At 67.7% G+C, this 13,618-nt stretch carries 12 protein-coding genes; 10 read left to right on the forward strand and 2 right to left on the reverse strand.

Features of this window, described 5'->3' with window-relative positions:
* Positions 1-40 precede the first annotated feature (40 nt).
* The 4 genes from nirD (at position 41) to leuA (ending at position 6,570) form a co-directional block, all read left to right on the forward strand.
* Positions 41-436, forward strand: a complete 396-nt coding sequence (nirD, locus tag BG90_RS05335) for a nitrite reductase small subunit NirD (protein WP_025989642.1) — start codon at positions 41-43, stop codon at positions 434-436.
* Positions 433-3,285, forward strand: coding sequence for a nitrate reductase (locus BG90_RS05340; protein WP_010113843.1), 2,853 nt, complete (start codon positions 433-435; stop codon positions 3,283-3,285). Before nirD ends, BG90_RS05340 begins: the two co-directional genes overlap by 4 nt.
* Entirely contained in the window at positions 3,282-4,262 is a 981-nt protein-coding gene (gene ybiB / locus BG90_RS05345; RefSeq protein WP_025989641.1) for a DNA-binding protein YbiB, read from the forward strand. Before BG90_RS05340 ends, ybiB begins: the two co-directional genes overlap by 4 nt.
* A 667-nt stretch (positions 4,263-4,929) precedes the next feature.
* Positions 4,930-6,570 (forward strand): 2-isopropylmalate synthase, encoded by a 1,641-nt coding sequence (gene leuA / locus BG90_RS05350; RefSeq protein WP_010113841.1) that lies wholly within the window; start codon positions 4,930-4,932, stop codon positions 6,568-6,570.
* Positions 6,571-6,792: 222 nt separating this feature from the next.
* Here the strand turns inward: leuA and BG90_RS05355 are convergent, their stop codons facing one another.
* The gene (locus BG90_RS05355) at positions 6,793-7,179 is read right to left on the reverse strand and encodes a nuclear transport factor 2 family protein (protein WP_025989640.1); all 387 of its coding nucleotides are present in this window, start codon (positions 7,177-7,179) and stop codon (positions 6,793-6,795) included.
* A 41-nt stretch (positions 7,180-7,220) separates the two neighbouring features.
* Positions 7,221-7,790: an acyloxyacyl hydrolase gene (locus tag BG90_RS05360; protein WP_025989639.1), complete on the reverse strand. Its 570-nt coding sequence runs from the start codon at positions 7,788-7,790 to the stop codon at positions 7,221-7,223.
* A gap of 362 nt (positions 7,791-8,152) precedes the next feature.
* Between BG90_RS05360 and rpoH the strand changes: the two genes are divergently transcribed.
* The 6 genes from rpoH (at position 8,153) to BG90_RS34715 (ending at position 13,507) form a co-directional block, all read left to right on the forward strand.
* A complete protein-coding gene (gene rpoH / locus BG90_RS05365) occupies positions 8,153-9,088 on the forward strand; it encodes an RNA polymerase sigma factor RpoH (RefSeq protein WP_010101552.1) in 936 nt (311 codons plus the stop codon).
* Between the two features lie 335 nt (positions 9,089-9,423).
* On the forward strand, positions 9,424-9,708 hold the full coding sequence (cydP, locus tag BG90_RS05370) for a cytochrome oxidase putative small subunit CydP (protein WP_010101551.1): 285 nt from the start codon (positions 9,424-9,426) through the stop codon (positions 9,706-9,708).
* Positions 9,698-11,293: a cytochrome ubiquinol oxidase subunit I gene (locus BG90_RS05375; RefSeq protein WP_010113839.1), complete on the forward strand. Its 1,596-nt coding sequence runs from the start codon at positions 9,698-9,700 to the stop codon at positions 11,291-11,293. The genes cydP and BG90_RS05375 overlap by 11 nt, the downstream gene beginning before the upstream one ends.
* Positions 11,294-11,330: 37 nt before the next feature.
* Positions 11,331-12,467 carry a cytochrome d ubiquinol oxidase subunit II gene (gene cydB / locus BG90_RS05380; protein WP_010113838.1) on the forward strand — a complete coding sequence of 379 codons (1,137 nt, stop codon included), beginning with the start codon at positions 11,331-11,333 and terminating at the stop codon, positions 12,465-12,467.
* 70 nt (positions 12,468-12,537) lie between these two features.
* On the forward strand, positions 12,538-12,636 hold the full coding sequence (gene cydX / locus BG90_RS05385; RefSeq protein WP_004550904.1) for a cytochrome bd-I oxidase subunit CydX: 99 nt from the start codon (positions 12,538-12,540) through the stop codon (positions 12,634-12,636).
* 646 nt (positions 12,637-13,282) lie between these two features.
* The gene (locus tag BG90_RS34715) at positions 13,283-13,507 is read left to right on the forward strand and encodes a hypothetical protein (protein WP_124072308.1); all 225 of its coding nucleotides are present in this window, start codon (positions 13,283-13,285) and stop codon (positions 13,505-13,507) included.
* Positions 13,508-13,618 lie beyond the last annotated feature (111 nt).

Consider the following 13,618-nt stretch of genomic DNA (forward strand, 5'->3'; position numbering starts at 1 on the left):
GGCGCGCGCCGGCCCGGTCAATCAACAAGGAATTCGAAACATGTCCGTCACGCCATCCGAATGGATCGCCGTCTGCGAGCTGGGCGACATCCCGCCGCTCGGCGCACGCGTCGTCACGCGTCCCGCGGGCGCGCCGATCGCGCTCTTTCGCACCGCGAGCGACACCGTGTTCGCGCTGCTCGATCGCTGCCCGCACAAAGGCGGCCCGCTGTCGCAGGGCATCGTCCACGGCGAGCAGGTCGCCTGCCCGCTGCACGGCTTCAACATCGCTTTCGAGAGCGGCCGCGCGCTGCCGCCCGACGACGGCTGCGCGACGGTCTTTCGCGTGAAGCGCGAAGGCGATGCGGTGCTGCTCGATCGCGCGGAATTCGCGACGCTCGGCGTCGACGCCGCGCCGCAACCAGTCGCATTCGTTGCGCCGGGCGCCGCGGCATGACGGTCGATACGTTGACGCGGCCCGCGCAAGACGCGCCGGACGCCGTGCGCGAAACGCGATCGACATGCTGCTATTGCGGCGTCGGATGCGGCGTCGTCATCGAAACGCGACGCGGCGCCGACGGCCGCGATCAGATCGTCGGCGTGCGCGGCGATCCCGAACATCCGGCGAACTTCGGCCGCCTATGCTCGAAGGGCAGCACGCTGCATCTGACCGCGACGCCCGAGCGCTACGCGCAGATGCGCGCCGCGCATCCGGAGCTGCGCTTGTCGCGCGATGCGGCGCGCACACGCGTGTCGTGGAACGACGCGCTCGATCACGTCGCGCTGCGCTTCGCGCGAATCGTCGAGCAGCACGGCCCCGACGCGGTCGGCTTCTACATCTCCGGCCAATTGCTGACCGAGGATTATTACGTCTTCAACAAGCTCGCGAAGGGGCTCGTCGGCACCAACAACGTCGATTCGAACTCGCGGCTTTGCATGAGCTCGGCCGTCGTCGGCTACAAGAAGACGCTCGGCGCCGACGCGCCGCCGTGCAGCTACGAGGATCTCGATCACGCGGGCACCGTGCTGATCGCGGGCGCGAATCCCGCGTACGCGCATCCGATCCTGTACCGGCGGCTCGAAGCGGCGCGCGCGCGCAATCCGCAGATGAAGGTGATCGTCGCCGATCCGCGGCGCACCGATTCGGCGAGCGACGCGACGCTGCATCTCGCGCTGCAGCCCGGCACCGATACGATGCTGTTCAACGCGATGCTGCACGTGCTGATCTGGGACGGTGCGCTCGATCGCGCCTTCATCGACGCGCACACGCAAGGCTTCGACGCGCTGCGCGACGCGGTGCGCGACGCGACGCCCGCCGCCGCCGCGCAAGTCTGCGGCCTGCGCGCGGACGACATCGTGCAGGCCGCGCGCTGGTTCGGCGCGGGGCCGTCGCTGTCGCTGTATTGCCAGGGGCTCAATCAGTCGGCGACCGGCACGACGAAGAACGTCGCGCTGATCAATCTGCATCTCGCGACGGGCCAGATCGGCAAGCCGGGCGCCGGCCCATTTTCGCTGACGGGACAGCCGAACGCGATGGGCGGCCGCGAGGTGGGCGGCATGGCGACGCTCGCGTCCGCGCATCGCGATCTCGCGAATCCGGCCGACCGCGCGGAGATCGCGCGCCTTTGGGGCGTGCCCGATTTGCCGGCGAAGCCCGGCCTGACCGCGGTCGAGATGTTCGAGCGGCTCGCCGAAGGCGCGCTGAAGGCGATCTGGATCGTCTGCACGAACCCTGCGCATTCGATTCCGAACCAGGCGATCGCGCGCGCGGGGCTCGAGCGCGCGGAATTCGTCGTGCTGCAGGACGCGTACGCGCACACGGGCACCGCGCCGTACGCGGACGTGCTGCTGCCCGCCGCGACCTGGGGCGAGAAGGAAGGCACGGTGACGAACTCGGAGCGGCGGATCTCGCGCGTACGCGCGGCGACGGCGCCGCACGGCGACGCGCGCGCCGACTGGCGGATCGCCGCCGACGTCGGCCGCCGGCTCGAAGCGCGGCTCGCGCCGGGCCGCCCGACGCTCTTTCCGTACGCCGACGCCGAAGCCGTATGGAACGAGCACCGCGCGACGACGATCGGCCGCGATTGCGACATCGGCGGGCTGTCGTGGCCGCTCATCGCACGCGACGGCCCGCAACAATGGCCATTCCCGGCGGGCGCCGAGCGCGGACTCGCGCGCCTGTACGCGGACGGCCGCTTTCCGACCGCCGACGGACGCGCGCGCTTCGTGCTCGCGCCTTATCAGCCGGTCGCCGAGGCCGTCGACGCGCGCTACCGCTTCGCGCTGACGACGGGCCGCCTGCGCGACCAATGGCACGGCGGCAGCCGCACGGGCACGGTCGCCAAGCTGTTCGCGCACGCGCCGCAACCGTGCATCGACCTGAATCCCGGCGATTGCGCGCGGCTCGAGCTCGGCCCGCACGACTTCGTCCACGTGACGTCGCGGCGCGGCAGCGCGCTCGTCCCCGCGCGCGCCGACGACGCGATCGCCCCCGGCCAGGCGTTCGCGCCGATGCACTGGGGCGACGAATACGTGTCGGGAGTCGCGGGCAACCGCGCGGCGACGGGCATCAACGCGCTGACGACGCCGATGCGCGATCCGTATTCGCAGCAGCCGGAATTGAAGCATGCGGCGATCAAGCTGCTGAAGGCCGACCTGCCGTGGCGCTGGCTGATCGCCGCACGCGTGCCGGCCGACCGGATGCTCGAGCGCCAGCGCGCCGCGCGCGCATGCTTCGCGTGCTTTCCGTACGCGAGCTGCGTGCCGTTCGGCACCGACGAGTATGCCGGGCTCGCGTGGCGCGTCGCCGCGTACGAGCCCGCGCCCGCCGAGCTCCAGCGCGAAATCGAGGCGCTCTTCGAATTGCCCGCTCACGCGGCCGACGTGATGAGCTACGGCGACGCGCGGCGCGGCGCCGGCCGGCGCGTGCGGATCGTCGACGGCGCGCTCGCCGCGTTCTCGGTCGCGGGCGCCGCGGGCGCGACCGAAGAGAGCGCGGCCGTGCTGCGCGACTATGTCGAGAGCGGCGCGAGCGTCGGCGCGCTCGGCCGCCTGCTGCTGTTCGCGGGGCGCGTGCCGCTGCAGACGGCGCCCGCGCGCGGGCGCACGATCTGCAACTGCGTCGGCGTCGGCGAGCGCCAGATCGGCGCGATGCTCGCCGCCGACGCGCCGTCCGCGACGCCCGGCGAGCGGCTCGCGAACTTGCAAGAACGGCTCAAATGCGGTACTCAGTGTGGTTCCTGCATACCCGAGCTGCGCCGCCTGATCGCCGAAACGGCGACGGCCGCGGCTCCCGCTCCTCGATGACCGAATCCCAAGCCAATGCAGCCTTGCCCGATCACTTTTCATGCGCCCGCTTCATCAAGGAAATCGGGCGCGGGCCGAACGGCGCGCGCCCGCTGTCGTACGACGACGCGTTGGCGCTCTACCGCGCGATGCTCGACGGTCACGTATCCGACGTCGAGCTCGGCGCGATCCTGATTGCGTACCGGCTCAAGGGCGAGACGGCCGCCGAGCTCGCGGCGATGCTCGCCGCCGCGCACGCGTCGTTCGAACCGCTGCACGTGCAGGACAGCGCGTTCCGCACGGTGTCGATCCCGAGCTACAACGGCGCGCGCAAGCTGCCGAACCTCGTGCCGCTCCTCGCGCTCCTGCTCGCGCGCGAAGGCGTGCCCGTGCTCGTGCACGGCGTGACCGAAGACCCGGGCCGCGTGACGAGCGCGGCGATCTTCACCGAGCTGTCTATTCCGCCCGGCGAATCGCACGACGAGATCGAGGACACGCTCGCCGAGCGCCGCGTCGCCTTCGCGCCGATCGACGTGCTCGCGCCGAAGCTCGCGCGGCTGATCGCGCTGCGGCGCGTGCTCGGCGTGCGCAACTCGACGCACACGGTCGTCAAGCTGCTGCAGCCGTTCGAGCCGGCCGGCCTGCGGCTCGTCAACTACACGCATCCGCCGTACCGCGACAGCCTCGTCGAGCTGTTCCGCGAACATCCGGAAGCGGCCGCGGGCGGCGCGCTCCTCGCACGCGGCACCGAGGGCGAGGCGGTCGCCGACACGCGCCGCCAGGTCCAGGTCGACTGGCTGCACGACGGCCTGTGCGAGACGGTCGTCGAGCCGGTGCGCTCGTCGCCCGACGCGCCGCCCGTCGAGCTGCCCGCGTCGCGCGACGCCGCGACGACGGCCGCGTGGACCGACGCCGTGATGCGCGGCGAAATCCCGATTCCGGACGCGGTCGCGACGCAAGTCGAAACGATCGTGCGGCTTTCGCGGATCGTCGAATGAACGCCGGCGGCGCTGCCGGGGAGGCGGCGCATCGATGCGGTTGCATGGACGGGGGTGGGCGGCGCCGCTGAGGCCGCCTGACGCGTCGCATCGCGCGCCGCGACGCGCATCTCGGCGCGTCGCCCCGCGCGAGGCCCGCCCCCTCGCGCCGGAAGCCCGGCCGGCCGCGGCCCGGCGTTCCAGCGCCGCATCGCACCCGGCGCTCGCACGCCGGGCCTTCACGCCGCCCGCGCGCTTCCCGCCCTCCGCCTCCCGCCCCCTCGCGCCGGCAAGCCGCGCACGCCGCCCCGCGTCACGCCCCCGCCTTCGAATGCCCCGACGATTGACAGCCGCCGGCGACTTCGCATAGAGTTGTCGACATGCGTTCCTTCCAGAACACCCTCCGAATTACCTCCGGCCGCCTAGCGCGGCCGCTATCGCTACGACTAGCGTAAAGCTGTCGTGGCGCCGTGCCGTCCCGGCGCGGTCCCTCCCCTAGCTGTTCCTCGCAGTTTCTTTCTCGCAGTTTTTTACAACCCGTAGTCGTCAGCTTTCGTCCGTCGATCCGTCGGGCGAATCGCGAAGATTCCCGCGTCGTCGTGCCATCGGGCATGCACGCGCGCAGGCGGCGCCCACCGGCACGACATGCCGTCCGTCTTCGCTCGCGACTTGACCGCCCGAGGCAAAGATGAAGCGCAACCCCGCTGAGAAATACCGACCGTTCGAACCCGTTCGCATCAACGGACGCCGATGGCCGAGCCGCACGATCGAGCGCGCGCCGATCTGGATGAGCACCGATCTGCGCGACGGCAACCAGTCGTTGATCGAGCCGATGAGCATCGAGCAGAAACTCGAGTTCTTCGAGATGCTCGTTTCGATCGGCTTCAAGGAAATCGAAGTCGGTTTTCCGTCGGCGTCGCAAACCGACTTCGATTTCGTGCGCAAGCTGATCGACGAGCAGCGCATCCCCGACGACGTGACGATTGAGGTGCTCGTGCAATCGCGCGAAGACCTGATCGCGCGCACGTTCGATGCGCTCGAAGGCGCGCCGCGCGCGATCGTGCACCTGTACAACGCGATCTGCCCGTCGTTCCGCCGGATCGTGTTCGGGCTGTCGAAGGACGAGGTGAAGGCGCTCGCGGTCGACGGCGCGCGGATCATCAAGGCGCACGCTCAGGCGCGCCCCGACACGCACTGGACGTTCCAGTACTCGCCCGAGACGTTCAGCATGACCGAGCTGTCGTTCGCGCGCGAGGTCTGCGACGCGGTCGCGCAGACGTGGCGGCCGACCCGCGATCACAAGATGATCGTGAACCTGCCGGCGACCGTCGAGGCCGCGACGCCGAACGTGTTCGCCGACCAGATCGAATGGATGGACCGCAATCTCGGCTATCGCGACAGCATCGTGCTGTCCGTGCATCCGCACAACGATCGCGGCACCGCGGTCGCGGCGGCCGAGCTCGCGCTGCTCGCGGGCGCGGATCGCATCGAAGGCTGCCTGTTCGGCAACGGCGAGCGCACGGGCAACGTCGATCTCGTCACGCTCGCGCTCAATCTGTACACGCAAGGGATCGATCCGGGCCTCGATTTCTCGGACATCGACGCGGTGCGCCGCGTCGTCGAGCGCTGCAACCGGATCCCCGTGCATCCGCGCCATCCGTACGCGGGCGACCTCGTGTTCACCGCGTTCTCCGGCTCGCATCAGGATGCGATCCGCAAGGGCTTCGCGCAGCAGCAGCCCGACGCGATCTGGGAAGTGCCGTATCTGCCGATCGATCCCGCCGATCTCGGCCGCAGCTACGACGCGGTGATTCGCGTGAACAGCCAGTCCGGCAAGGGCGGCGCGGCGTACCTGCTTGAGCGCGGGATGGGCTTCTCGCCGCCGCGCCGTGTGCAGATCGAATTCAGCCATGCGGTGCAGGCGCTCGCCGACGCATCGGGCGAAGAAGTGACGGCCGATGCGATCTGCGCGCTCTTCGCGCGCGAATATCTGGAGACGATGGGTCCGGCCGCGCGCGCGGGCACGTCGGCGAGCTGGCATGACCGCGAAATCGCGCTCGCGCTCGCGGACGATGCGCAAAGCGCCGTGCGGCAGGCGGCCGCCGCGTTCGCCGCGGCGGCGGGCGTCGAGATCGACGTCGCGTCGTGCGAAGTCGAGCGTACCGCGGATGGCGACACCGTCGTGTTCGTCGGCGCGAAGGTCGGCGGCGCCGCGCTGCGCCACGGCGCGGGCGTGCATCGCGATCCGGCCGCCGCCGCGACGGATGCGGTCGCGAGCGCGATCAACCGCTCCGCCTGGAGCCGCGACGAGCGGCGCGCGGCCGCCTGACGCGGCGCGAACGACACGCGAAAGGACACTGCGCGGCGCACGCCGCTGCGCAAAACCGGTGCGACGCGCGATCCGCGGCGCTCCGGCGCAAACCGAACGGCTCACGAAGCTGCACGGGCGACGAAGGGCCCCGACGAGGGGCCGAAAGAAACGGTCGGGAAAGGGCCGGAAAAGCGGGCGGCAGCGGCGGGCGAGAATGGCGGGCGAAGGCGTGCTTCGTGTCTAGCTCTCGGTCGCGCAGCGCGTCGCCTGCCATGCGAGGAGGCGCCAGCGGCCGCTCTCCTGCGTCTGCACGGCGGTGTAGGCGATCGGAAACACGAGGCCGCCGTTGTTCGTCTCCATCTCGATCAGCGCGCGCCCCGCGACGACGTACGTGGCGTCGCCGACGGGCAGCACCTCCTGCGACTGGACTTCGATCTGCCGATAGCGGCGGCGCCCTGCCGTGATCGCGTCGATGAACTGCTGCTTGGTCTCGCGTTTGCCGTTGGTGTGCACGTAGTAGACCTTGTCGGACAACAACGCTTCAAGCGCCTCGCCGTCGCCGTCGACCATCGCACGAAACCGGTCGCGCTCGAGCGCGCGAATCGCATCGATCACCTTCGCCACCATCGCCATACTCCTCGACTGCATGCGCGCCTCCGGCGCGCCGATCAGAAGTTGTATTGCACGTAGAGCTGGCTGAAATTTATACCAGGATTCGGGTCTTTGATACCCGCATTGGACACGTGCTGGAAACGAAAACCCGCCTGATACTGCTGACGATTGCCGAATTGCGCGCCGACGCCGACCATGTCGGCGAACTGGAACGCAGTCGACATCGAGTAGTTCTGCGAGATCGTCGGATGCGACAGGAAACGCACGCCGACGCCCGCCTCGATGAACGGCCGCACATGGCCCGCGCTCTTGATGAAGCGCACGATGGGCGTTGCGCCGACTTCCCAGACGCTGTCGTTGATCGCGCGATCGCCCGTGTACCGCCAATACGACAAGTGTCCTTCGGCGACGAACGCGAAGTGCCAGCCGCCGATTTCCCACCAGGTCCAGTTCGGATCCCAAGCGACGGCGATGTCGCCCTTCTTGATGTCGTGATCGGCGACGCCGCCGCCGAGCTGCAATCCCCATCGATCCGCGAAAGCGGTGCCGGAAGCGCCGGCAAGCGCCGCCGCCACTGCGACCCGTGCGATGACCCGCCCCGCCCGACCGCCGTTTTTATCGTTCATCTCTGACTCCAACTTCTCTGGTTGAATAGAGCCTCGCTGCAATTCGAATGCCGGGCTCGAGCGAACAGAATCTTATGGTAAAGGACTTTTCCGATCGGCATCATCTGACGAAATGGTTTTCTGCCGAATTGACAAGAATCAGGATCCTTTACCCGAAACGCCCGTAAAACAACGGCTTACGGGCGACGAACGGAAACGGGTTCCGGCGCGAGCTATCACCTCATCAAAATCGATAGCAAAACGGGAACTCCAGCGACCCTGTTCCTTCTAAGGATTAGCACTCCGGTGGATGGAGTGCTAAGATTCATCGAGGAATCGCCCCGGCTATGGGGCTTGTCCCTGATTCCAAAGGAGTTTTTTACGTGAGCAACGCATTGACCCTTCCGAACATTCTGCGCCCGGCGTCCGCTAAGGCCGCATCGGCAGGCTCGCTGGCGCTCGCATCCCAGTCGATGCTGCCCGGCCAGCTGGGCAACATCGACGCCTATATCCAGGCCGTCAACCGCATTCCGTTGCTGACGCCGGAAGAAGAGCGTCAATACGCGACCGAATACCGCGACGGCAACAACCTCGATGCCGCGCGCCAGCTCGTGCTGTCGCACCTGCGGCTCGTCGTGTCGATCGCACGCAACTACCTCGGCTACGGCCTGCCGCACGGCGACCTGATCCAGGAAGGCAACATCGGCCTGATGAAGGCGGTCAAGCGTTTCGATCCCGCTCAGAACGTGCGTCTCGTGTCGTATGCGATCCACTGGATCAAGGCCGAGATTCACGAGTACATCCTGCGCAACTGGCGCATGGTCAAGGTCGCGACGACGAAGGCGCAGCGCAAGCTGTTCTTCAACCTGCGCAGCCACAAGAAGGGCACGCAGGCGTTCACGCCGGAGGAAATCGACGGCCTCGCGCAGGAGCTGAACGTCAAGCGCGAGGAAGTGGCCGAGATGGAAACCCGCCTGTCGGGCGGCGACATCGCGCTCGAAGGCCAGATCGACGATGGCGAGGAGTCGTACGCGCCGATCGCATATCTCGCCGATTCGCACAACGAGCCGACCGCCGTGCTCGCCGCGCGGCAGCGCGACATGCTGCAGACGGACGGCATCGCGCGCGCGCTCGAGTCGCTCGACGCACGCAGCCGCCGGATCATCGAGGCGCGCTGGCTGAACGTCGGCGACGACGGCTCGGGCGGCTCGACGCTGCACGACCTCGCGGCCGAATTCGGCGTGTCGGCGGAGCGCATCCGCCAGATCGAGGCAAGCGCGATGAAGAAGATGCGCACGGCGCTCGCCGCGTACGCGTAACGCTCGGTCGCCGCCCGGCCCGCCAGGCCGCGCCGAAACGCAAAAAGCCCGCTGTCTTGCGACAGCGGGCTTTTTTGTGCGCCGCGAAACCGTACGCATTGCGTGCATGCTTGATCAACGTTATGAAAAATTTCGTCGGATGCATTGCGATTTGCGCGAACCTTGAGTCAGCTCAAGTTTCTGCGATCGCTTCGCGACGGTGTGCCGCAGCGCGGCACTAAGGGTTTTCCGGGGCGCCTCCTACAATTGGGAGGACCGGCCAACTGATGCCGCGCGCACGCAAGCGCGTCACGAGACCGGCCTGGTTTTACGCCTATCGCGCTATCCCGGACATCATGGCTTTGACTCTCATCAACAAAAAGGCGTCGCCCCGCGATACGCCGCCCGCCCGCCCGGCGGGCTGGCGCGACCGGGTCGCCGCCTGGGCCCGCGGCCCGACCCTCGCGCGCGACATCTCGATCGTGCTCGCCTTCAAGCTGATCCTGCTCGTCGCGCTCAAGTACGCATTCTTCAACCATCCGCAGGCCGAGCACATGTCGTTGCCGCCTGCCGTCGTCGCCGCGCAGCTGCTGTCGACGACGCAATCCGAACCCACTCGGGGAGACCGCCATGATAAGTAGCGAAGTCGTCGATCTGTCGCGCCTGCAGTTCGGCATCACAGCGCTCTACCATTTCCTGTTCGTTCCATTGACGCTCGGCATGTCCTGGCTGCTCGTCATCATGGAAGCCGTCTACGTGATGACCGGCAAACAGGTCTACAAGGACATGACCCAGTTCTGGGGCAAGCTCTTCGGGATCAACTTCGCGATGGGCGTGACGACGGGGATCACGCTCGAATTCCAGTTCGGCACGAACTGGTCGTACTACTCGCACTACGTCGGCGACATCTTCGGCGTGCCGCTCGCCGTCGAAGGGCTGATGGCGTTCTTCCTCGAATCGACGTTCGTCGGGCTGTTCTTCTTCGGCTGGAACCGTCTGTCGAAGGTCCAGCATCTGATCGTCACGTTTCTCGTCGCGCTCGGCTCGAACCTGTCCGCGCTGTGGATCCTCGTCGCGAACGGCTGGATGAACAATCCGGTCGGCGCCGAGTTCAACTACCAGACGATGCGCATGGAGCTGTCGAACCTCTTCGACGTGATCTTCAATCCGGTCGCGCAGGTGAAGTTCGTGCACACGGTGTCGGCCGGCTACGTGACGGCCGCGATGTTCGTGCTCGGCGTGTCGGCGTGGTATCTGCTGAAGAAGCGCGACACGGACTTCGCGCTGCGCTCGTTCGCGGTCGCCGCGGGCTTCGGGCTCGCGTCGACGCTCTGCGTGATCGTGCTCGGCGACGAATCCGGCTATACGACGGGCGAAGTGCAGAAGATGAAGCTCGCCGCGATCGAATCCGAATGGGAAACGCAGCCGGCGCCCGCATCGTTCACGCTGATCGGCCTGCCGAACCAGGCCGAGGAGCGCACCGACTACGCGATCAAGATCCCGTACGCGCTCGGCCTCATCGTGACGCGCTCGATCGACGAGCCGGTGATCGGCCTGCGCGAGCTCGCGAAGCGCAGCGAGGAGCACATCCAGAGCGGGATGGTCGCGTACGGCGCGCTGCAGAAGCTGAAAGCGGGCGACACCAGCGCCGAGACGAAGGCGACCTTCGACCAGCACAAGCAGTATCTCGGCTACGGGCTGATGCTCAAGCAGTTCACGCAAAACGTGACCGACGCGACGCCGGATCAGATCAAGGCCGCGGCCAAGCAGACGATCCCGCCCGTCGCGCCCGTGTTCTTCTCGTTCCGGATCATGGTGTTCCTCGGCTTCCTGTTCCTCGCGACCTTCATCGCCGCGTTCTGGTTCTGCGCGCGCCGCCAGCTGCTGCAGGACAACCGCCGCTGGTTCCTGCGCTACGCGGTGTGGGCGATTCCGCTGCCGTGGCTCGCCGCCGAGTTCGGCTGGGTCGTCGCCGAAGTGGGCCGCCAGCCGTGGACGATCGCGGGCATCCTGCCGACGCACCTGTCCGCGTCGAGCCTCACGTCGACCGATCTGTACCTGAGCCTTGCCGGCTTCATCCTGTTCTACACGGCGCTCTTCATCATCGAGATCACCCTGATGTTCAAGTACGCGCGACTCGGCCCGTCGTCGCTGCACACCGGCCGCTATCACCACGAACAGGCCAAGCGGCAGCTCGACAAGGCCGTCGCCGGAACGGCCGCCTGACGAGCCCGCCACCATCGAATTCGCACAAGGAATCGCTATGGACTACGCAACTCTCAAAGTCATCTGGTGGCTGCTCGTCGGCATACTGTTGATCGGCTTCGCGCTGACGGACGGCTTCGACATGGGCACGGCCGCGCTGCTGCCGTTCCTCGGCAAGACCGACGACGAGCGCCGGATCATCGTCAACACGGTCGGCGCGACCTGGGAAGGCAACCAGGTCTGGCTCATCACCGCGGGCGGCGCGATGTTCGCCGCCTGGCCGCTCGTCTACGCCGCGTCGTTCTCGGGCTTCTACTTCGCGATGCTGCTCGTGCTGTTCGCGCTGTTCTTCCGGCCCGTCGGCTTCGACTACCGCAGCAAGCGCGACGACCCGCGCTGGCGCACGAGCTGGGACTGGGCGCTCTTCGTCGGCGGCTTCGTGCCCGCGCTCGTGTTCGGCGTCGCGTTCGGCAATCTGCTGCAGGGCGTGCCGTTCGCGTTCGACACCGACATGCGCGTCACCTATCACGGCGGCTTCTGGGCGCTCCTGAATCCGTTCGCGCTGGTCTGCGGGCTCGTGAGCCTGACGATGCTCGTCGCGCACGGCGCCGCGTTCGTCAAGATGAAGACGGACGGCGCGATCGCGAAGCGCGCGTCGATCGCGCTGCGCGTGTCGTCGCTCGTCGCGGTCGTGCTGTTCGTGCTCGCGGGCGGGCTGATCGCGTCGTTCATCGGCGGCTTCCAGATCACGCAGGCGGCGCCCCTCGACACCGTCGCGAACCCGCTCCTCAAGCAGGTTTCCGCCGCCCCGGGCCTGTGGCTCGTGAACTACGGCCTGTATCCGTGGACGATCGCCGCGCCGATCGTCGGCATCGCGGGCGGCGTGCTCGCGATGCTGCTCGCGGGCTCGAAGTTCGAGAAAACCGCGTTCATCTGCACGGGCCTCATGATCACCGGCGTGATCCTGACGGCGGGCTTCTCGATGTTCCCGTTCATCATGCCGTCGTCGCTCGATCCGAAGAGCAGCCTGACGGTCTGGGATTCGACGTCGAGCAAGCTGACGCTCCAGGTGATGCTCGCCGCCGTGATCGTGTTCCTGCCGATCGTCCTGCTCTACACGGGCTGGGTGTACCGCGTGCTGCGCGGCAAGGTCACGTCGCGCGCGCTCGAGGAAAACCGGCACTCGATGTATTGACGTTCGGCCGGCCGCCGCGTGCTCGGCACGACGCGGCCGGTTCCTGGCAAGATTCGGAAGGAGTCAGATCATGTGGTACTTCAGTTGGATTCTCGGCATCGGCGTCGCGCTCGCGTTCGGCATCATCAATGCGATGTGGCTCGAAGCGCGGCAAAAGCGCGATGCGTAACGGCGGCGCGCGCGTCGGGCCGATCTAGCGCCGCGCCGGTTCGGCAGCGGACGCGAGCGGTCGTTCGTCGTTCGCTTGTTCGCTTGTTTGTTCCGGGCTCGACACGCGCGATTCAATGCCGCAAGACCAAACCCTGGCCCTCGCCTCGCGCGAGGGCTTTTTGTTTTTGCCTCGTGCGTGAGCGGGTTCGGTTTCGCGCATAGCCGTCGCGGATCGGCGGCGGCGCGCCCGGGCGGGCAACGCTCTCGTTTTCGTCGCATCTGCCGCTCGCGTCGACGCAATGCCGTCGGTTTCGGCGAATCGCTCGCAGCCCGTTTCGCCGAAAATGAACCGCGCGCCGCGCCGCCGATGCATGTCGCTTGCGTCTTCCGCTTTCGCGCCTGCCTCCCCGCCGCCGGCTTCTTTCGTCGCCGCTCGCTTGCCGCGGCCGCCGCGACTGCTCGGCGCTCATCCTCGTCTTCCGCCTCCCGCCTTCGCTGAACGCGCAGCCCACCCGCCGCATCGTTCAATCCATCAATCCATCCCTTTTTTGCAAAATCCAATGCCAATCCGATTCCAGATTGATACCACTTGAACACCAATAGAAGGTTTCATAAGATCTTTCACACGGCTGCTCACAGGCCGCATCCACATCGGTGGAGGAGACATGAAGGATTTCCGTTTGGCCGGCATCGTCGCTTCCACCACATTCGGTGATGCCGGCACGCGCCGCCGCCCGCGCTGCGCCGCGACGATCAGGCTCGAACGTTCGCCGGCGGCTCGCCGTGCGCCGCCGATGAGTCGCGCCGCGCAGCCCGCCCGTTTCTCGTTTGGCCCCTTCGGCATCGCGGCACGCTTCGTCACCGCTCGCGTGGCCGCGCGTCGCTCATGAACACGCCCGCGCGCCGCCGCCCCGAGCGGCACGATCAGCACGATCGGCGCGACCGCCCCGAACCCGACCCGTGACGCGCGACCGCGCGCACGAACGCACGCTTCGTCCTCC

Origin of the sequence: Burkholderia oklahomensis C6786 (genome assembly GCF_000959365.1) — a bacterium.
GTDB lineage: Bacteria > Pseudomonadota > Gammaproteobacteria > Burkholderiales > Burkholderiaceae > Burkholderia > Burkholderia oklahomensis.

What these genes read in the sequence shown, in the direction of transcription:
- nirD (WP_025989642.1), top strand. Translation starts at nt 41, where the DNA reads ATGTCCGTCACGCCATCCGAATGGATCGCCGTCTGCGAGCTGGGCGAC.
- BG90_RS05340 (WP_010113843.1), top strand. Translation starts at nt 433, where the DNA reads ATGACGGTCGATACGTTGACGCGGCCCGCGCAAGACGCGCCGGACGCC.
- ybiB (WP_025989641.1), top strand. Translation starts at nt 3,282, where the DNA reads ATGACCGAATCCCAAGCCAATGCAGCCTTGCCCGATCACTTTTCATGC.
- leuA (WP_010113841.1), top strand. Translation starts at nt 4,930, where the DNA reads ATGAAGCGCAACCCCGCTGAGAAATACCGACCGTTCGAACCCGTTCGC.
- BG90_RS05355 (WP_025989640.1), bottom strand. Translation starts at nt 7,179, where the DNA reads ATGGTGGCGAAGGTGATCGATGCGATTCGCGCGCTCGAGCGCGACCGG.
- BG90_RS05360 (WP_025989639.1), bottom strand. Translation starts at nt 7,790, where the DNA reads ATGAACGATAAAAACGGCGGTCGGGCGGGGCGGGTCATCGCACGGGTC.
- cydP (WP_010101551.1), top strand. Translation starts at nt 9,424, where the DNA reads ATGGCTTTGACTCTCATCAACAAAAAGGCGTCGCCCCGCGATACGCCG.
- BG90_RS05375 (WP_010113839.1), top strand. Translation starts at nt 9,698, where the DNA reads ATGATAAGTAGCGAAGTCGTCGATCTGTCGCGCCTGCAGTTCGGCATC.
- cydB (WP_010113838.1), top strand. Translation starts at nt 11,331, where the DNA reads ATGGACTACGCAACTCTCAAAGTCATCTGGTGGCTGCTCGTCGGCATA.
- cydX (WP_004550904.1), top strand. Translation starts at nt 12,538, where the DNA reads ATGTGGTACTTCAGTTGGATTCTCGGCATCGGCGTCGCGCTCGCGTTC.
- BG90_RS34715 (WP_124072308.1), top strand. Translation starts at nt 13,283, where the DNA reads ATGAAGGATTTCCGTTTGGCCGGCATCGTCGCTTCCACCACATTCGGT.